This window comes from Parapedobacter tibetensis (assembly GCF_024704835.1).
Lineage (GTDB): Bacteria > Bacteroidota > Bacteroidia > Sphingobacteriales > Sphingobacteriaceae > Parapedobacter > Parapedobacter tibetensis.
This window is the reverse complement of record NZ_JAMXBE010000020.1, coordinates 23,749-44,005: the sequence shown is the minus strand read 5'-3', so window position 1 is coordinate 44,005 and position 20,257 is coordinate 23,749. Positions and strand designations below refer to the sequence as shown.

Below are 20,257 nucleotides of genomic sequence, written 5' to 3'. Positions count from 1 at the left end.
GATCTTGATCATCAAGTATGCATTTATGTAGTTGGGGTATTAGAAACAGTAGGATGACAATAGAACAGCGGATATGGAATGAATTGCTCGACTGCAAAAAGTGTGATGAATACGTTACAGCACATCTTGCTCGTGTGAAGGATTGGAACACTCGATATCGGATATTACTTACAATTGGGACGTTCCTAGGCGGTGCTTCTTATTTTTTGGACGAAACCGGGCCTTTAATAGCTTGCGGACTTTTAACATTAATTCAAGTGGGGGAAAAGCTGGTTCCACTACTGTCCACCGATGAGAAGACAATTAAATCAATTAGCGAATATCGTCTAAAGTATGCCGATAAGTTCGAAAAGCTAGATAAATTGTGGTGTGAATTAAAGATCAAAGCTCTGGATCCAGACATTGCGTTTGAACGATATTTCGAGATTCGAGATTGTAATATCGACATTGAAACGCTCGATAATAACCTCCGCATTAACATAGGTAAAAGGAGGCAGAAGAAGGCGGACAAAAAGGCTTTGATTTATATTGAAAATCATTATTATACTCAAAATTCATAGACTATGTCAAAACAAAAGCCGGCGTCGACGCCAAAACCGACCGTAAGTACAACTAGAGGAGAAGTAAAAGGGGGACAACTACCTACTTCAAGGAATCCGCCACCCCCTAAGTCACCGAAGGGGAAATAAAAGCTTTCCATTTTTATAATTTGAAAATTTTAGCTATGATGACACAACGAATTATGCGGCTCAGAACGACTCAAAGCGGTAGCCAAATGGCTTATGAAGTGATTCCGGTTATTGACACTTCGGTGTTTGAACGCCAAATGGAATATTTCGATGACAATGAAGTGCCGCTTGACGATGGGGATTATCCGTATGAGCATTTTGAAGAGGTCGCTATTGCGGCATCGATAGTTGCTCCCGGAGAGCCAACACCAATAACGCACTACCGCGGGGTGAAACTAAAAAAGGAGTATCGAAGATATTCTAGATAATTCATTATCTTTCCTACCTTTGCTTCATGACCCCTGTAGCTACGGCCCCTAAAGTCGATGCCCGTTCATTGGCACAATTGATGTCCAATGCTGGGTTCAAGTACCTGATGACTGGTTCAAAACGGCCCGGCTATATCAAGCGCATGAAACGGTATCTTTCTTGGGAGCAGATGGAAGTAGACCGGCCGGAAACCATAAGTCAATTGCTTGCAACGGCATACCAAAGCCTGCTCCGGGAATATCGCCACGAATACTTATACAAGTCAGCTCTGTTAAATCAATATATCCTTCGAAAGTATTCACTAGACGATACAATTCTGCTCAATGAATTTCGTATTAGTAAATCCGTAGCTGATGCCGTGCTGGTAAATGGGACAAACAAGGTGTTCGAAATCAAGACTGAGTTAGACACTCCCGATCGGCTCAACACCCAGCTTGCCGATTATTATAAAGCCTTCTCGCAAGTATATCTTTTCGTACATGAAAGGCTAGAAGCAAAGTATCGTAGCGTGGTTGAAGAAAAAGTAGGCTTAATCCTGTTTACAGATGGTGGGGAGGTGTTGGAAAGCCGTGAAGCCGCGGTAGACAATAGCTTGCTTGATGCCGGCACGATGATGAGATCCTTGCGTAAGGCCGAATATTTAGAGCTAGTAAGAAGTCTGGTAGGGTTTGTACCGGATGTCACCCCAGTGCATCTTTTCAAAACCTGCTTAGCCATTTTGGCCGATTTTCCTGTAGAAGAAGTGCAGCATCATTACCATTTCATCATCAAGTGCCGTATTTGCGGGGAAACCAATCGCGTTATCGACGAATACGATCTTCCACACTACCTGAAATTCTCTTTTTATACCCTTGGTTTAAATGAAAATCATTATCTTAGCCTACAGAAGATATTGAAAACTAACATTTAAACCTTCAGCCTATGTATTTTCCTTACCTACGGGGCAAGCAATTTGAACTTATCGCTTTGCGTGAGTTGTCGGGTATTCTTAATCCGGATAAAGTCATACCAATTATAGAACCTTTAAAACGGAATACCAAAGGTGTCGAAACGGCAATATCCGCCCTAGCAAAAAAAGGAATACGTGTACAACTCATTGTTAATCCGCAATATGGCGATCTTGTAGCTCGATCCAATGAAGTTATTTCATTAATTGAACATTTGACGGCGGCTGGTGCGACGAACGTTATCCCCACTTTTTTAGTAAATACTAATAAAGATCAGTTGCTTGTCGCAAATACAATTAGTGAGCAAGGCTATGACCAAACTGGGTATTCCCTTATCCATCTCAACCAGATTGGCGCCACCGATGAGTTGAGTGTATTGGCGAAGACAACAAATTGTTTGTATAATATGATACAGATTAACCAACTGTTTGCCCTACAGCGTAAATATCGGCCACTACCACTGGCATTCTTGAATGATCCATTTACTAAGCGACAAAAAAATGCAGATTATTTGGATCCTGATGATGAGATTTTTTCGAGCGATTACCTGTATTATCGTGAAGAAGGGTATGTTGCTTTTGGTGATTATCTTACCATTGGAGAAGATTTCGTAGATGGCGGCATGCTCCCCCGTGCAGTTGCCATACATTTAACCTACAAAGATGAGGGAGGTGACGATATCCGTATCCACCATTTCGTGTCTGATACCAACGATGATTATAATGATCCGGCAGGCAAGTTTTATGAAGCGTTGACTAAGTTGATTGTTTTCGTGGACGCTGCTCACATTGATAGTGTAGCTGTTAGGCAATTCCAAGATTATTATGACCGGCAAGCATTCCCCGGACTAGGTGTGATCAAGAAGTTATCCATCATGCATCATATCGAGTTAGTGCAATCCTTAATCTAAACCGGCCAATGAATTGTTGTGTAAACTGCTTTTCCGATCAAGGATTTAAAAGTAGGATTCAGGCCATGTCGTCAACGGTTGGGAACTGTGATTTTTGCGAATCAACCGGTGGCGTCGTTATTGACTGTGGTGAATTGGCTGAAAGTTTTGAGTCACTATTTAATTTATACATCAACCATCCTACAGCAGTCAACTCGTTGAAAAAGGATGCTCCCATTTTAATTCATGAGCATATTGCAACGTATTGGCCAAGACTATTCAATATCGCTAAGCTGAAGAAAAAGGATATCAAGCAGCTTGTCCGTCATATTGGTCAAGAGTATTGGCTTGCCACAAAAGAACTCTTTGAATCGCCTGTTGAGTTTTCGGCTTTTGTTGATAAGGATAAACCCTACTCCAATGACCTCGAATTGCAATGGGATTCCTTTGCCAAAGGGATAAAGCATAAAAATCGTTTCTTTCTTTCCGATGCACTAGATTTGGATGTGTTGGAATCTACGCTTTTAAGATTTGCCAAGACCTATCCCGCAGGACATGTATTTTATCGTGCTCGAATTAGCGACAAGCCGTTGGAATGTATCCAATTAAGTAAGCCCCCAGTCGAAACGACTACGCCAGGCCGAGCAAATCCTGTTGGTATTCCTTACCTTTATGTATCTGATAGCGAGCAAACCACACTGTATGAAACCCGTATCGCACTTCATGAGAGTATCTCTATTGGCCAATTTGTCGTATATAAGCCGTTGCAGGTTATATCGCTAAAGAATATCGCCGATTACGGTCCATTCGAGGTTCAAGATATGGGTTTTACCATTGACGAATTTATCGAGATCAGGCCATATCTGATCAAACTGGAAGATGAACTCTCCAAGCCGGTACGTAAGCAAGATGTCCATTTGGATTACTTGCCAACACAGTTTCTATGCGAGTATATCAAATCTAAAGGATTTGATGCTATTGAATACCGTAGCGCCATGAATGCGAGTGGATATAATTTAGCCATATTTAATGATGACAAGCTGGAGTGTGTAAATGCGAAATTTTATCAGGTTCAAGGGCTTAAATACAAATGGGTATAATCTAATTTTCGAGTTATTTAGACAAAATTTCAAGACATCATTTTTTTAATAAATTTAAAATTTTATGATCAATCCGATTGTTGAACAGTTTATTAACGGCAGGGAAAATGAAAGCCTTAAAGGATTCGAAAACAGAATATTCGAGTCATTAAATAATACAGCCAACCGACTTAATTTGTATCACAAATGGATGTTTGGGTTGGTATTGATACATTTCTTACTCCTATCGTCAAATGAAGAGACGTCGATAAGTCTATTGGGCATCAGTATCAAGGATTTGAAAGTAGTGGGTCAAGCAGTTCCGGCTTTTATCTCCGTATTGTTTGCGTTTTACATAAAGCAGATGTTTTTTCGTAATGAATTGGAAATAACATATCGGAAAGTCTTTGCAAAACTCAATCATATAGAGTTTGGTGGTCCAGCTTCGAACGCAGCGGGATTAGATCAAGTAACGGGCTTAATTATTCCTTATAAGCCATTATACGAATTAATGGAAATTAAGGGTACTGACAAAGGATGTATGTCAGCGTTAGTAAAATTCATACTCACAGGTATTCCGATTTTGGTTATTCAGATAGTTCCTTTGTTATTTGTTGTATATGGAGTATTATACAATTTTCGTTATCACTGGCATGAAAATTTTGGAAAGTTATGTACAGTTTTGGCAATTTGGGGATTGCTATATGGTATATTTTTGTTTTTAAGGGATTTAATTAAATACGTAATTAAAGGGGTTAAAGCAAATCAAAATGCATGAAGTATTCCTTTTCTCAATCCGGATGACACAATTAGTGTTACACTACCAGATGTCGATATTATAAGTTACTTTTCATCACCGAAACCACAAAAGACTTATCACATAACCAAACCCGTCAGAATAAAAACATTGTTCATTCATTTTTCGATTAGCTCTATGGTCATTTGGAAATGGATAAAACCAATCGTTCGGCTCGATTTCCTCAACGGTGGTAAACTTCGCATCAGTTTTTGTAAAGAATTCACCAGCAACTGTTGTTGGGGGCAAAGATCCCTTGACCTTAAATCTAAAGGGCCATTTTGGAAAATGGTCGTTTCTATCGTACCATTCCACTGTGTTATTTCTTGAAACGACAAACATTAACTCTTGTGTGCAGGTTTGGCAATACCGGATAACCGCAGCGAGCAGGCTTACCTTAAAACTTTCGGATATGGCTTTGATTTTTTCCAAAGAAAATTTCTTCACCGTATCAAAATAATAAAGCTTTTTAAAAGGCATCAATAAGCATCCCGCAAAATAGTCTGCTTCCAACTCGATGGGGTCATTATTGCCGCCGTCGGTAAACGAAGCGTGAGGTTCAAGAAGCCCGGACTGCAAACCTATCCTATGTTCATTTATATAATAATGTGCCAATTCATGACTTAAGCTAAAACGACCGCGATTTGTATGCAAATCATTGCCTCTGTCTTGATTGATGTGGATATGAAACTCGTTGTCATCATAAACAAGCATCCCGTCAAAATAATTCTCATAATGATCCACGTATAGGTTCAGATTCTCAAACCGGACAATCTCCTCCAAAAGAGTCACATTCTTGTCGGAAAACATGGACGATACGAAATCTGCAATCCTATTCAGTTCCTTCTTCCGGTGATCCGGGATTATCCTTGCTTCGGCCATCCTGATTTTTCTTGATTTTGTCAAGGATATGTTTGGGTAAATTACCGCCTTTCCTTGCCACCATTCGGAGAGGTATAATGTCTCCTTCCTTGGCTTCACGTGCTAAGGTAATACGTTTAGAGGTTTTTGCCGTACCATCAAGAATAGCTTGGCAATCCACTTGAAAACCACCAATGCCTTCTTCTTCAACAGGGTACAGCCTATCAAATCTCGCCAACTCCAATTCATTCCTCGGAAACAGGAAGCCTGTGGACGCAAGCCATTCAGACATATTGTCCGGTGTGATATGGATTTTACTTTGAGCCATAAATCTCCAAATATTCTGCGATCTTATCGAACGCCTCTTTTTTATAAAATTGAATTGTTGCCTGCGTGAGCTCTAATCGTGTTCTGAGTTTCTCTGTCAATTGTCGTGGCAATTTGAACCCGTTCACTGCATATTGCTGATAAGTCAAATAAATAATTTTGTGCTTCGGCCCTAATCTATCTAAAGTCTTTAAGATGAGCTCCCGTTTTTCTTTTAGAGTCCTTAATTGCTCTGATTTAAAATGAGAATCGGGAATCTCAGGAAATTCGTAGACCAAATCCTCTTCCCCGGTATAAGGACTCGGATTTGGGTTATTCTGCTCATTATACATGTCATTGAGCAGATTAGCTGCGAAGCGATAGAGATAAAATCTAACACCATTGTCGAAATCCTTTACCTTGGATTTACTAAAATCAAAGTTCGGATATTTAATAAACCTTTCAAACGTACGTTGGGCCAAATCGTAAGCGACCTCCTGATCGTATCCCCTGTTACGGCAAATAACCAAACACTTATGAAACACATCTTTCTGGAAACGGAAGCAGAAAGCATTGAAAGCAGCATCGGCCGCATCTTTCAACTGCGGGTCATTTCTCCATTGGATGTACTGAATCAGTGTCTCCGTGGTCTCACTTTCTAATTCCTTCCAGTCCATAAAAGGCCGTCATAATGACATACCTAAAAACGTTGGTAACGGTTTTGGTACTATTTACGGGACGCAAAAAAAATCCCGGAACAATATAGGAATTAAATTTAAAACACAAGAGTATGACACTATTACAAGCTATTAATCGATTTATCGACAACATTTCGGTAACCGACAGGCAGGAAAGCAGCATCAGAGTTTCTTTGGACAACATAAACTATTACCTTAAGAACAAGGACAATGGACTGTATGTGAGGCGTACGTTCACAAACGGTTCTTATGAGCGGGATACGATTATAAGGCCTTTGAATGACATTGATGTTTTTGCAATACTGGATACAGAGAAATGGCAGGATGATTTTGGCCGATTACCGAATCCCCAAACTGTGTTGACGACCATTAAAGCTTACCTGGACGATGTTCCCGATTACAAGGGAAAGGTGAAACAGGATAGACCCTGCGTTACCGTAAAATTATCGGATAAGCATTTCGATATCCTACCTTGTTTTCAAGTATATGGAGGTGGGTACCAAATCCCAAACCATGACCTTAGTGGCTGGACGTATAGCTATCCTGAAAAATTGCAAACGGATTTGGATATCATTCATAAAGAACGGTATTATAAAGTCAAGCCGGTTATCAAGGCCGTGAAATATTGGAATCGAGATTTGGATAAACTAATCCTGTCTTACCATATTGAAGAGGTGGCCATTACTATCTTTTCCATCTATGATTTTAAAAATTTCCAGGAAGGAATTGAGCTGTGGTTTAAGCATGCCGGATCGTATTTGATATCTTCAACATTCAAATCATATAGCCAATACGAGAAAGCCATTGAAAAGGTTAACAGGGTCGTAAAAAAGTTGGAAGAAGCCGCTGGAAAATGCTCAGAAACTAAAGAGTCCGAAGCAATCTTGATATGGAAAGATATTTTCGGACGAGACTTCCCTACCATCGATCCGGAAGAGGCCAAGAATTTCTCAAAGGCCATCAGTGAAGGCACTTTGAAAGTTGCAGGCACAGGTTTATTATCAACGGTTTCGGGTTATTCAATCGGCGCATCAAGAGGGTATCATGGCGGCTTATCAAAAGAATAGAAAATATGACCCAACGGTGCAAATCATGGCTATGAAATCCAAATACCCCCAATTCAAAGCAAAGCGTGGGAAAGACGGGAATATTTCTTTCAAAGGCCCGTTGCAAGTTAAGCCGGAGCTTCCCGTGTATACCATAGAAGTGGTTTACAGGGATGACAACTCGCCACGTGTGTATATACTTGATCCTGTGCCTGTAGTAGGAGCTCCCCATATATATTCCAACACCCAATCGCTATGTTTGTACCACCCCGATAATTTCAAATGGGTAAAAAGCAAGTTGGTAGCCAATGAAATCATGGGGTGGATAGCGGGTTGGATCTATTTTTACGAATACTGGCTCCAAAATGGGGATTGGATAGGCCCGGAAGTGCCGCACGGTCTATAGCCAGATACAACAATAAGTTAATACAGAATTATGATGAACGATATACCAATCCGTCAAAACGAACCAAGGGAACTGGAACGGCTTGCTGCGCAGCGAGAATTATATTCCGCGGCAAAAAACTATTTTGGTCTACAAACCATACTTACATTGCTTGTTCCGGTTATATTATCCGTTTTCTCCCTTTTTCTGGTAGGGGTTTCGCCATATTCCGCATTATATGGCGTTATTGTTTTTGTGCTGGATATACTATTTATAGAACCCGCAATTAGCCGGAAGAAAGGCAAAGCAGCAAAGATTCAGGAGCTTTTCGATTGCAGTGTTCTCTCGTTAAACCATTCTCCCCTCAAAGTGGTGGAAGACGTCAATGTGGAAGAAGTTCTCCTGCATTACGAGGCTCACAAAAAAATCGCAACCAACATTGAAAAGATAAAAGACTGGTATCCAAAAGTTGTTTCACGGGTCGACATTTCAATCGCACGCATCATCTGTCAACGGTCAAGTTGCTGGTGGGACAAAAACCTACGCAAAAAATATTGTGCTCTATTGAAAACCATAACCGTACTGGTGCCTTTGACCATCCTGGTCATTGGTTTTCTGGACGACATTCCACTCATCCAGTTTGTGCTTATATCCAGTGCCCTCGTGCCATTTTTCCAATTCACGATCAAACAATACAACGATAATAAGGATATGGATTGGCGCCTGACTAAGCTAGCTAGCTATATAAATGAAACGTGGCGTGGGATTTTGGCAAATACAATTTCCAAAAACGAGTTAGATATCGAAGCCCGCAGGATACAGGATGGGATTTACGATAATCGCGTAAATGCGCCTTTGATTTTCGATATTTTTTATAAATGGTTCAGGGATAAGGATGAACTTACTATGAACAGGACTGCGGAAATTTTGGTGGAAGAAATTAATAATCGGCAAATGTAGTTGAAATAACCAAATTTCACGCTTTTAAACAACCTCTAAAACGAAAAAATCAAAATACTCGCCTTATTCTATCCGCATTTACAAAAACACCAATCGTACATAACTGGTGCCTCTATCGTAGCCCGACGGAATATATCCTTAATTTTAGCTCAATTCAACAGGATGGTTTGCAACCCCGGCTCATTTTGTTCAAAAAGAGCTGGGTTTTTTTTGAGATAATCCTTTGTGTGAAATAGCATTCAAGGCAGGACAGTCATCCAAAGGCTCTCGGAGAGGAAATAGTAAATAAATACTATCTTCGAGTCCGAATACGTAATCGGAGACGATCAACGCAATCTTGCACCGGCAGGGTAATCACAACGATAACCAATGATGACTGATTTTATCACGGAAAACTGGTATATCTGGCTTATCATAGCGTTGGGCCTGGCCAGCATCTACCAAGCTTTTAGGACGAGTATCAAAGGCTATATGGGTGAGAAGTCTACGGCGGCCATCCTTTCCAGATTGAATCGATCCAAGTATAGCATTATCAATAACCTCGTCTTAGAAACTAGGGGCCAGACTTCACAGATTGATCACGTAGTTGTTTCGGATTTCGGCATATTTGTTATCGAAATGAAGAATTACCAAGGCTGGATCTTTGGCGGGGAGCATACGGAGTATTGGACTCAAGTTATTTATAAGTGGAAAACGCAATTTTATAGCCCGGTCCGTCAAAATAGGGGGCACGTATTCGCCTTAAAGCACCACCTCCGTGCATTCCCAAATGTAAAATACATACCAATAATCGTTTTCTCTGATGACGCTACCCTTAAAATCACCGTTTACTCAAACGTAACCTATTCATCGCAACTCCTGAAGGTTATAAAGACATATACGGAAGTGATACTGACCGAAAAGGAAAAAGACGCAATATTCGATCGGCTAAATGCCGTGAACATGAAGGCTACATACAGCCAGCGTAAGCACATTAAAGCAATTAGGCAAAAGCTAAAAGCACGCGAAAAATCAATTAGCCAAAGTAGATGCCCACGATGTGGCAATGATTTGATTCTTCGCACTGGCAAATTCGGGAATTTCACAGGGTGCAGTAATTTTCCAACGTGTCGCTTTACGGTAGATCAGTAAATTTATCTCACACCGTCGTTTTTGTATTTTCCATGACTACGTCGTATTGACTTTTCGAAAAGATCTTTTGTTGAGCCAGTGTCAGACCTTTTTAGCTGGTAGCATGTTTTTTGAGATAGCCCTAAAAAGAATAGAACTTGATTTTACGGTTATGAAACCTGTCCGTGTTATGATTGGGAATTGCCCAAGAGAGGCTACTTTAGCACCGAAAGTTTCATAGTAATAACATCGCCACTTATTGCCAATAATGCGGGACACGTTAACTTGTTTTTACCGGTACCATTTTTAGATATCGTTTTTCTAAAAAAGTTTCAAAATCGGCTTTGTATATTGCGTTTGGTTCTTTCGGAATAACGTTATACAATTCTTTCCCTGATTTAGAGAAGGCAACTCCATTTAGTTTTACATTTTTATCATATTTATCTCGGTCTAAAGGAAGAAATTCAAAATGGGAGTCAGATAATTTGAATGGTAAGCCGACAGAATTTTGCTCATTGACGACACAAGGTGTGTAGTTCATATAAGAATTATAATCTGAAATAATGAGTCCGTATTCTTGTAACACATTTAAGTTGTCAAAAGGAAGTCCATATTTTGTCAATGAATTCGACGCTGCGCTCCCGTCTAGTGATACTACTCTTGTGTCAATGACGTGATTACCAACTTGCATTGAAATAGCACACGAACATAATTTCTGAAAAAGTTTAGCCGCCTGATTGTCAAGTTGGGATATTAGTCTCATTGTCCTGACGGAAAAATTACCCGGACTTTTTGCTTCATTAGCTAAAATTTTTGAGAAAATAAATCTCATTTCTTCCGAAGACATCTGTCTAGCATTTGTTTCAAATTCATTCAACCAATCTTCGCTTATTTCCTTATCACTATCATCTGGATTTGTGAAGTTTTCATTTGAAAGCTCTTCAGCAGCTTTTTGAGAAATAACATCAAGGTTTATTTGCTCTCTGATAATTTTGGCAGCATACTTTTCCGAAGCTTTATCAATATACGCTTGTGGAATTTCAACTTGGGTGGAAAATTTAACACCTTCGGATTTAATAATTTGAATCCTAGCCTGTGAACTAGCTCGAATTTCATCTGCTTTTCCCTCTAACCAAGCAATTGGGATATCAAGTGCAGCAGTGCTTAGGCGGCCAAATGCCTTTAGGAAATTTCTTTTAATAGGTGCAGGCATACCGTCAATGAGTGTACTCACAACGTCTGTTACTTTATTTAGGCCTGAATCTTCAGTCATAGCGATATTATGTGTTAATTACGGTCAATCCAAATATAGGCAAGAGAGGCAGGGGTGTTTTGTTTACCGAGATGCCCGATGGGATGTGTACAGGACGGATCAATATCACACCTGTTTTATTAAACCGGTTTTTTCTTTTAGCCTTTCCTTCCATTTTTCGATTCCGGTATGATTTAGTGTGGCATGGGCCTTAATTGACTCATTTTTGTCGGTAATTCCCAATCTGAGGTTGGTTCGCTTATAATCGTGGGCCGTCGATATGTAATCGAAAATTTTCTGTCGCTCTTTTTCATAGTCCTTGATCGAGGATTTGAAAATGTAAGTTGCCTTTCGCTCCTCAGTAGATTCCCAGATAATGTACATATCGGTGTTTTTTACCGTCGTAAAGAGGAAAGAGTCTTTTGCATTTACACTTGAAAATTTACCATTACATTCTTCCATCACAGGAATTACCCTATGAGTTTCAGATTGTAACTCGCATAAAACCTTCAAGTATGGGGTTAAGTCTTTGTTTTTGTAGAATAAGTTGAAGGCTTTAGCGGACATCTTCGATAAAGCATCAATAATGTTTGAAGCGTTACCAGAATTTTCGGTCCGAAATAAATTCCATTCCTTTTGAATTTTCAAGTATTGCATTACATCAGACAGTAATGATAGGTTTTCAATTGAATATATTCTTGAACCGATGACTTCAACAGTCAAAGGTTCTATATCCTTTCGAATAATCAATGGTTTAATCATTTCAAAAGCGGATCTTGAATGATGGTAGGGGTAGTTCACAAACCTTCGAGATTCCAATCTTATTTTGATAAAACCGTCATCAAAAATTGCATTCTTCCATGCTACTTCGATTTTCTGATATTTTTTTTCTACAGGGCTAGGGTTTGTCTTTGCATTCCTTCTTGTTATTCTGGGTTGATTCACAGAGTTTTTCGGCCGTTTTATTCTATCCTTCGTGACTTTTTTTCTTTTTGTTTTTAGAGATGAAGCTTTTTCCGACGACGCATAATTGTGAAGCTTGGCTTCAAGCTGCTTTATCTCTTTCTGAATATCTTTTTTTGGACCATTATTATAAACTTTGGCCCTATTACGATTCCGTTCGGATGTATTCTTTTTTTCAGGAACTGGAGCGGAAGCTTCCCTTTTTAAATCACGAAGTTTCAACTTCAGAAATTTTCTTTGATATTTTTCTTCTTCTTTCATCTGTTGGTGATTTAAGGCTAAGAGCTTTTTAAAAGCGGGTATGAAGTGTTGCTTTCGGCTAATGTATTCTTTCAAATATTTGCATCATTAAAGCTGCAACACCCAACGTCGCTCAAGATAACCTCTTGGAGTTAAAAACAACCAAATTTTCGCTTACTTCAGGTTCCAGGTCACATTGGCTATGCTAAAGGTAGCAAGTATATTCGCCATATCCAAATTCTTTGGAACAACGGAAGCAATTTTTTAATTTGGCAATTGATATATGGTTTGTAAACCGTAATCCCTAGATGCAAAATTGAGAGTTTAATTGATGTTAAATTACGGGTTACCGTAAAAGCTTGAAATAGTTTCCTTCTGTTTTGAGCCGGAATGGTTGAACGGATTTTGGAAGATTCCACGATAATCCTTATCTTCGTGCTAGGTTTAGGTTGATAGCCCCTAATCCCATTGGGGCGGACTCCCGTTATCTTTTAGGTAACGGGTTTCTTGTTTAACCTAATCGGTTTTCAGTTTATAAAGGTAAACCGACCCATTGCCAAATTTATCTTCTCGATCAAGTATACCTTTTTGGTATAAACGCCTGAGTTCTCGCGATAACTCTTGGCTATTAAGGGCACGTTTATATTTTTCTTTGCCGTATTCAGCTAATTGACCGACTGTGTGTCCGTCCACCATAATAGAATCCTCAAGAAGTATATTACGGAGGAAATTTGCAACGCTGTATTCAGCTATTCTGCTTATAAAAAACTTTGGGTTTTGCACATTCTCCCTATAAAATGCAGCAATGGTAGGGGTTTTTAGAGGAGACTTCAGTTTGACAGGCTTGGCCATGTACAATTGAGCAACTCCAACGTCAAAAAAATCGGCAATCTTCTTTGCCAATTTGGATGAAATATTCGCCGCTCCTCTTTCTATCATGAGCATGTAACTAATTGAGATTGATAACGCAAATGTCAATCCCTCAATTGTTAAGCCAGCTTGCTTTCGTAGACTTTTGACATTATGACCTACTATAGATGATAAGTCATCATTTTTATTTGACACTTCCATTTTACAAATGGAGCATCTAATCTGTGTTCATTTTAAAGAATTAAATTTGTATTTATGAAAACATATTTTTATCTTAGCCGAAGTAAAACCAGAGAGTTTAATTTAACGAATATTAATACGGAAAAATATTAACGAACCCTCGTAATAGAAATCTGGCAAGAATTTCACCATACGAGAGTGAGTAACGCGTCATATCTCCTATCTTTGGAGACCAAAGGTACTTCCTGAGGTAGGGTTGGCGCTTACTTGATTCTTTGTATGGTTATCCGGCTCCTTGGAGTTCGGTAAAGTTGAAAGTTGGCCTCAGGCAATTAGTAGGCGGGCCCGCCAGAGCCTCTGTTACAAAGTAGAGTAAGCGACCGCCCACTTTTTAGGCGAAAAGTCTGAATACTATGAAAGTAGGGTTCGTTCACAAAAATGGACGAACAACATGCTCAACCAAACTAAAAAGCAACAGCTACAAAATTTAATAACAGCTCCTGAATAGGCAACTGACCGTTTGGTCATTCTTATCCTATTCGGCTCAAAGGGCGCCCGGCCGTAAAGGAAACTTGTTGTCATTAACCTTTTTATGAAAAGTTTAATCCTTTACTACAATGAAGCGAAATTTACGCTTAACGGCCATGCTATGGCCGATAATAACCTACATGTGTTTGGAGGCCCGCGCACAGCCGGAGCGAAGCGAAGTCCCGACCTCGGTCGGGAGCCCTGCTCAACGCTCCACTGTGTTATCGGGTGATTGCATCGACAGCATAAAGGCTTTACAGATCGGCGATACCATACCCGAATACCTGTGGCAAGTGCCGCTTCAAGTGGTGAACCATCCAGAAGGTAAACAAACCATTACGCTTGCAGATTACAAGCACAAGCTTATCATCATCGACTTTTGGGCTACATGGTGTGTACCCTGTATCAAGTCTATCGAAAAGCTCGATACTTTGCAAAAGGAGTTTAAAGAGGCCGTGGCCGTCATCCCGGTTACCTATGAAGATGCGGACAAAGCCCGTCCGTTTTTCGCCGCTAGGGGTTGGTCGCTGCCCACCGCGGTGTCGCAGACGATGTTGAGGCGTTTTTTTCCCTACAGGAGCATCCCGCATCAAATCTGGATAAAGGACAATATTGTCAGCGGTATTACGCATGCCGAAGACGCGATAGCGGCCAACATACATCGAATGTTGCAAAGCGATGGGCATACACTGCATACCAAGCGAGATATATTGAACTATGACAAGACCAAGGCTATTTCCACATATGCCGACCGCGTAGGTTCGCCCGTTTTTATGTCTTCCGCATTAACCGGGCATATCGAGGGCATACCTGCCAGTGTGGGAAGGACGAAAACGGATCGCAACTTCATTGTTTTTTATACCAATGTATCCATTGTGAAGATGTACCAACGGACATTGCAGGTTCCGAATAACCGTATAATGGTTCGGGGGAGCGATATTTCCAAATATGCTTATGAAAGCGGTAGCGATGACAATCATCAACGTTTCTCATACCAGCTAATAGTCCCGCTAAACACCGACCGCAATGTGCTTAAACAGCGTATCCTCGGCGACTTGGACTACAATTTTCAATTGGTTGTAGATAGCCAGGTCACGGACGTCGATTGTTATGTGATTCATGATGCCGAGCCAAGGGGTAACCGACCGGATTCGACGAAAGCTCCAAAGTCGAAACAGGCCTATACACTGGCATCATTGACAAGCTTGCTCAACGACTTTGTTAGCTGGAAACCCGGCCTCCCCGTATACATCAACGAATCCCACTATTCTGGTCACGTGATGATTTCACCCAACTCGGTGAAATCCATGAAATACCAGCCATCGGAAGTAAAAAAGGAGCTGGAAGCCCTAGGCCTCATCCTAAAGAAGGAAACGCGTCCGCTTACGATGTATTTTATCACTGAGCGGGAGCCAAGTAAACGCTTGAACTGACAGTTAGTCGATTTTTTAAACTTACATTAACACCTATCCACAATGAATTCTTTTTATAACCCGGAATCCTATCGCCATGTAATCGGGCGGATTTCGGCCATTATACTTTTTATCATCGGCTTGAACGGATTGGGAGCTGCCCAACAAAGGGAGACCATGACGGTTTCGGGAACTGTGTTTTCGCATAGATTCGGTGCCCCGTTGGGAGGCGCTACCGTCAAATCGTTGCCAAGCGGCAATGCTGTGAAGACCGATAGCCTGGGCAGCTTTCTGCTCACGGTTCCGTCCGGAGAGGGAACGTTGGAAATATCCTATATTGGTTATAAGACGGTATTGCGGGAGTATACAGCACAACATCAGGGGCCCCTCCGCATAGTGCTTGTTGAATCTGAAAATACGATAGACGAGGTGGTGGTCAACACCGGATACCAGCACATACCAAGGGAGCGTGCCACAGGAAGTTTTGATGTGATTGACAACGAGCTGATTAACCGGAGTGTGTCTGCCGACCTGTTAACCCGGTTGGAAAACTTGTCCCCGGGGTTGTTATTCAATCGGGGGGATGCGGCCGATACCGACCCTTTTCTCATACGTGGACGGAGTACAATCACGGCAGAGGCGCGACCATTGATTGTTCTGAACGACTTTCCTTACGACGGGGACCTGAACAATATAAACCCGAATGACATCGAATCGGTTTCTGTGCTCAAAGACGCAGCGGCGGCATCCATATGGGGTGCACGTGCAGGCAATGGGGTGATCGTGATCACGACAAAGCGCGGAACCACCACGATGCCCAGGATCGAGGTGGCCAGCAATGTGACTAGCCAGGGAAGGCCGGATCTTTTCAACGTCAGCCAGTTGTCGTCTGCCGAACGGATCGAATTGGAGCGGTACCTATTCGAAAACGGCCGATACGACGGATTCATCAATCCCGCCACATTACAAAGTAAAACGAACCCGATACCCCAAGCGGTGGAGCTGATGATCGCAAACCCGAATGATCTCGAATCAAGACTGGCACAACTGGCTACTCGCGATGTAAGGGATGATCTGGCAGATTATTTTTATCGTACATCCACCAATCAACAATACAACCTGAATGTAAGCGGAAGCCAAGACCGCATCGCCTATTATATGTCGGGTGGTTTCGACCGGAATCTTTCGAACTTGGTCGGAGAAACGTATAACCGGGTTTCTCTTCGGTCTGGCAATACATTTAAGGTGAATGATAGGTTGAAAATTGAGGCGACCATCAATTTTTTCTGGGTCAATGAAGTAAGTGGCGACAACAGCGGCTATTATACCTCCGCTTCGGCGGCCAGTTCACTCTCTCCATACACGAAATTGGTAGATGATGAAAACAATGCACTGCCGGTTTACCTATCAAAACGGAAAGGATATGTCGATACAGTTGACAATGGCAGGCTGTTGGACTGGAATTATCGACCGTACGACGAGATAGACAACGAAAGGCATACCACTGATACCCGTGATTACCTCGTGAATGTAGGCTCCACATACCAGTTGCTGGAAGGGGTTGAATTGCAGGTGAAATATCAATTCCAGAATCAGCTGCGAAAATCAGAGGCACTTTACCGGGAGCAGTCATATTATGCGCGGAATCTAATCAATGACTATACACAAATCAACCCATTGACAGGCCTAGCCTCATACCCATTTCCGGTGGGAGGGATCTTGCAGGTCGATAATGTTGAAACCCTATCGCACCAGGGTAGGGGGCAGCTGAATTTCAACAGAGCTTGGAACGGAAAACATACAATCATCGCGCTGGCTGGATTCGAAATCAGGCAACTCACTACCACATCAGACGTTAACCAAAATTTTGGATATAATGAAGATACGGGTGTCATCAACACCAATGTGGATACCGAGACCTATTACCCGCGTATTTCCGTGCCAGGCGCATCAAGAATCTTCCGTTATGCCCATACCGGCGAATTGAAAGACAACTTTGTGTCTTATTTTTCCAATGCAGCCTATACCTATGGCAATCGCTATACCGTGTCGGCCAGTTTCAGGAAAGACGAGGCCAATCTGTTCGGGCTTAATGCCAACCAGAAGGGAACACCGCTGTGGTCGGTCGGTGGTGCTTGGGAACTGAGCAACGAACCGTTCTACGGGGTCTCCTGGCTGCCGTTTTTGAAGGCAAGAGCAAGCTACGGGATCAATGGCAATATTTCCAGAAGTGCCCATGCTTTATCTACCATATCTCTTGTTAATAGTGGTTATTCCCACGCTTCGCCACGAGCCACGATTGGGTCGGCACCCAATAGGGAATTGTCTTGGGAAAAGATAAAACAGCTGAATATTGGGGTTGATTTTGCGACGTCGAATAAGCGATTGTCCGGTACAATTGAGTATTACGATAAAAATGCAACCAACCTGCTGGCACAAACTCCGGTAGATCCGACATACGGCGTCACATCGATGTACATGAACGTCGCAGATATGCGGGGCAAAGGGGTGGATATTCAAATCAACTCGATCAATATAAACAGGGCATTTCAGTGGCAAACAGTGTGGATCTTCAGTCATTCATCGTCTAAAGTGACCAATTACCTCATGCCCGTAGCGACCACAGGTAGAACCTACCTGCCCGTTTCACTCGTCAATCCGTTGTTGGGAAAGCCGCTTTACAGCGTGTTTGCGTTGGCGTGGGAGGGACTCGATCCCGCGACCGGTGATCCCATCGGATTGGTCAATGGCGAACGGAGCATGGATTACAACACCATATACAATAACACCACCTTGGACGAGCTGGTTTTCTTTGGTACGGCACAGCCTACCAATTTCGGGGCTGTGAGGAATACGTTTTCCTATCGCAACATAAACCTGTCTTTTAATATCAGCTACAAGTTTGGGTATTATTTCAGGCGGTCATCTATCGATTACACCAGTTTAGTCGATAATGACTGGAAAGGCCATGGAGACTATGCCAACCGGTGGCAGCAACCCGGCGATGAATTAACGACCGATATCCCTTCATTCCTTTATCCATCTGTTCCCAACCGGGATGTATTTTACCGGTATTCATCTACGTTGGTGGAAAAGGGCGATCATATCCGGTTGGAGGATGTAAATGTCAGCTATAATATTATTCCAACACGGGCATCTTCCCCGCTAAAATCCATTCGGCTTTTTGCCTATGTTTCCAATATAGGTGTGCTTTGGAAAGCCAACGACTGGAGAATAGACCCCTACTATAACAATGTTCCATTGCAACAACCCCGTTTTTCCTTGGGTATGAACCTAACGCTTTAAATCATGAAAATAACCATATCGTTAACAATTATCTGTTTCTTGAGTGCCTTTCTTTTTTTCGGATGTAGCAAAGCCGATTTTTTAAATCAAAAGCCCCAGAAATCCCTGCTGATACCGAATACATTGGCGCATTTTCAGGCAATGCTAGACGCCGACGACATCATGAACGGTGCCAACCAAGCTGGGGTTACACCGCAGTTGGGTGAATCCGGTTCTGACAACTTTTACCTGTTGGACGGAGAGTTCAATGCTAACTTACGGCCGCAAATGCAGAACTACTACATCTGGTCTGAAAGTCCATATGTGGGTGTCACCGTCGCAGACTACGCTTATCCTTACGAGGCCGTGTTGTATGCCAATACGGTGCTCGAAGGTATTAAAGGCTTGGAACGCAATGGACAGAATCGCGAACAGTACGACAATATTGTCGGACAAGCCCTTTTTCATCGCGCTCATATGTTCTACCAACTAGCTCAGGTGTTTGCACCGGCTTATAATCCTGACACAGAAAATGCCGAACCGGGTATATTTCTTAGGAAGCGTGCAGATATCAATGAGAAGCTAACGCGTGCAACGGTGGAAGAAACCTATGAGCAAATAATTGACGACCTCATTAATTCGGTTCCGCTACTGGATACCAAACCCTTATATAAGACCAGGCCGTCTAAACAGGCCGCTTACGCATTGTTGGCTCGGACATTCTTGGCGATGAGGGATTATGAAACGGCAAAAAGGTATGCGGATTCCTGTTTGGCTATTCAGAGCGAGTTACATGATTTTAATCTGGTAAATACAAGCGTTAACAGTCCGTTTCAAGGAACAGGATTCACCCATGCGATAAATCAGGAAATTATCTTTTTCTCGGCAATGCTAAGCGCTACAAGCCAAGGCTTTCCCACAACCTTTAGCTATTCACTGATTGATTCCGCATTGTATGCTTCTTATCACGAAAATGACCTGCGGCGCCAAGTGTTTTTTTCGGAACGGGTTTCTGGCCATCGTTTCAGAGGTAGCTATAGTTTTAGGGGGCGTACCCATTACTTTTCTGGTTTGGCTGTCGACGAGATTTTGCTTACACGGGCCGAATGCAATGCAAGGCTGGGAAGTATAGACGAAGCATTGGCCGACCTTCGTCGATTACTTCTTGCTAGATGGGATGAGGATGCGAGTTTTGTGCCATACGAGGGCTTGGACGATCAGGAAACCTTGTCACTCATTCTTGATGAACGGAGGAAAGAATTGCTGTATAGGGGATTGAGGTGGACGGACTTACGGAGAATGAACCAAGAAGGGTATAATGTAACCATCAATAGAAAAATAAACGGTCAAGCGTATACCCTGCCACCAAACGATCCCCGATGGACATGGCCTTTGCCACCAGAGGTCGTCATTCGGTAATTGGTAAAGCAAACAGGCTGTCTTCCCGGAGGT

19 protein-coding genes are annotated in these 20,257 nt (G+C 42.0%); 13 read left to right on the top strand and 6 right to left on the bottom strand.

From position 1 onward, the window contains the following. The first annotated feature begins 53 nt into the window (after positions 1-53). From NF543_RS22700 to NF543_RS22675, 6 genes are all read left to right on the top strand, one after another. Positions 54-560, top strand: a complete 507-nt coding sequence (locus NF543_RS22700; RefSeq protein WP_257670497.1) for a hypothetical protein — start codon at positions 54-56, stop codon at positions 558-560. A 164-nt stretch (positions 561-724) separates the two neighbouring features. Next, positions 725-997 carry a hypothetical protein gene (locus NF543_RS22695; RefSeq protein WP_257670496.1) on the top strand — a complete coding sequence of 91 codons (273 nt, stop codon included), beginning with the start codon at positions 725-727 and terminating at the stop codon, positions 995-997. A gap of 26 nt (positions 998-1,023) precedes the next feature. Then, a complete protein-coding gene (locus tag NF543_RS22690) occupies positions 1,024-1,908 on the top strand; it encodes a sce7726 family protein (protein ID WP_257670495.1) in 885 nt (294 codons plus the stop codon). Between the two features lie 11 nt (positions 1,909-1,919). Then, positions 1,920-2,855 carry a sce7725 family protein gene (locus NF543_RS22685; protein ID WP_257670494.1) on the top strand — a complete coding sequence of 312 codons (936 nt, stop codon included), beginning with the start codon at positions 1,920-1,922 and terminating at the stop codon, positions 2,853-2,855. Positions 2,856-2,920: 65 nt separating this feature from the next. Continuing rightward, on the top strand, positions 2,921-3,934 hold the full coding sequence (locus NF543_RS22680) for an RES family NAD+ phosphorylase (RefSeq protein ID WP_257670493.1): 1,014 nt from the start codon (positions 2,921-2,923) through the stop codon (positions 3,932-3,934). Between the two features lie 64 nt (positions 3,935-3,998). Then, a complete protein-coding gene (locus NF543_RS22675) occupies positions 3,999-4,691 on the top strand; it encodes a hypothetical protein (RefSeq protein ID WP_257670492.1) in 693 nt (230 codons plus the stop codon). Positions 4,692-4,766: 75 nt separating this feature from the next. On the opposite strand, the gene NF543_RS22670 is transcribed toward NF543_RS22675, so the two are convergent. From NF543_RS22670 to NF543_RS22660, 3 genes are all read right to left on the bottom strand, one after another. Next, a complete protein-coding gene (locus tag NF543_RS22670) occupies positions 4,767-5,423 on the bottom strand; it encodes an ImmA/IrrE family metallo-endopeptidase (protein ID WP_257670491.1) in 657 nt (218 codons plus the stop codon). A 118-nt stretch (positions 5,424-5,541) separates the two neighbouring features. Then, the gene (locus NF543_RS22665; protein ID WP_257670490.1) at positions 5,542-5,898 is read right to left on the bottom strand and encodes a hypothetical protein; all 357 of its coding nucleotides are present in this window, start codon (positions 5,896-5,898) and stop codon (positions 5,542-5,544) included. Further along, entirely contained in the window at positions 5,885-6,553 is a 669-nt protein-coding gene (locus tag NF543_RS22660) for an RNA polymerase sigma factor (RefSeq protein ID WP_257670489.1), read from the bottom strand. The genes NF543_RS22665 and NF543_RS22660 overlap by 14 nt, the downstream gene beginning before the upstream one ends. Before the next feature lie 113 nt (positions 6,554-6,666). On the opposite strand from NF543_RS22660, the gene NF543_RS22655 reads away from it, so the two are divergent. The 4 genes from NF543_RS22655 (at position 6,667) to NF543_RS22640 (ending at position 10,096) form a co-directional block, all read left to right on the top strand. Beyond that, complete coding sequence (locus NF543_RS22655; RefSeq protein WP_257670488.1) at positions 6,667-7,641, top strand: SMODS domain-containing nucleotidyltransferase; 975 nt, start codon at positions 6,667-6,669, stop codon at positions 7,639-7,641. Next, on the top strand, positions 7,619-8,026 hold the full coding sequence (locus tag NF543_RS22650) for a type II CBASS E2 protein (RefSeq protein ID WP_257670487.1): 408 nt from the start codon (positions 7,619-7,621) through the stop codon (positions 8,024-8,026). The genes NF543_RS22655 and NF543_RS22650 overlap by 23 nt, the downstream gene beginning before the upstream one ends. Positions 8,027-8,056: 30 nt before the next feature. Beyond that, the gene (locus NF543_RS22645; RefSeq protein WP_257670486.1) at positions 8,057-8,965 is read left to right on the top strand and encodes an S-4TM family putative pore-forming effector; all 909 of its coding nucleotides are present in this window, start codon (positions 8,057-8,059) and stop codon (positions 8,963-8,965) included. Between the two features lie 369 nt (positions 8,966-9,334). Next, positions 9,335-10,096: an NERD domain-containing protein gene (locus tag NF543_RS22640; protein WP_257670485.1), complete on the top strand. Its 762-nt coding sequence runs from the start codon at positions 9,335-9,337 to the stop codon at positions 10,094-10,096. A gap of 259 nt (positions 10,097-10,355) precedes the next feature. Here NF543_RS22640 and NF543_RS22635 read toward each other — a convergent pair whose 3' ends face one another. The 3 genes from NF543_RS22635 to NF543_RS22625 all read right to left on the bottom strand — a co-directional run bounded on the left by NF543_RS22635 (position 10,356) and on the right by NF543_RS22625 (position 13,601). Next, entirely contained in the window at positions 10,356-11,348 is a 993-nt protein-coding gene (locus NF543_RS22635) for a DUF2806 domain-containing protein (RefSeq protein WP_257670484.1), read from the bottom strand. A gap of 105 nt (positions 11,349-11,453) precedes the next feature. Beyond that, positions 11,454-12,551, bottom strand: a complete 1,098-nt coding sequence (locus NF543_RS22630) for a hypothetical protein (RefSeq protein ID WP_257670483.1) — start codon at positions 12,549-12,551, stop codon at positions 11,454-11,456. A 495-nt stretch (positions 12,552-13,046) separates the two neighbouring features. Continuing rightward, positions 13,047-13,601 carry a helix-turn-helix domain-containing protein gene (locus tag NF543_RS22625; protein ID WP_257670482.1) on the bottom strand — a complete coding sequence of 185 codons (555 nt, stop codon included), beginning with the start codon at positions 13,599-13,601 and terminating at the stop codon, positions 13,047-13,049. A gap of 596 nt (positions 13,602-14,197) precedes the next feature. On the opposite strand from NF543_RS22625, the gene NF543_RS22620 reads away from it, so the two are divergent. From NF543_RS22620 to NF543_RS22610, 3 genes are read left to right on the top strand one after another with little or no spacing between them, the layout of a single operon-like run. Next, positions 14,198-15,541 carry a TlpA family protein disulfide reductase gene (locus tag NF543_RS22620; RefSeq protein ID WP_257670481.1) on the top strand — a complete coding sequence of 448 codons (1,344 nt, stop codon included), beginning with the start codon at positions 14,198-14,200 and terminating at the stop codon, positions 15,539-15,541. 42 nt (positions 15,542-15,583) lie between these two features. Further along, positions 15,584-18,826, top strand: coding sequence for a SusC/RagA family TonB-linked outer membrane protein (locus NF543_RS22615; protein ID WP_257670480.1), 3,243 nt, complete (start codon positions 15,584-15,586; stop codon positions 18,824-18,826). A 3-nt stretch (positions 18,827-18,829) separates the two neighbouring features. Then, the gene (locus NF543_RS22610; RefSeq protein ID WP_257670479.1) at positions 18,830-20,224 is read left to right on the top strand and encodes a RagB/SusD family nutrient uptake outer membrane protein; all 1,395 of its coding nucleotides are present in this window, start codon (positions 18,830-18,832) and stop codon (positions 20,222-20,224) included. Positions 20,225-20,257: the final 33 nt, after the last annotated feature.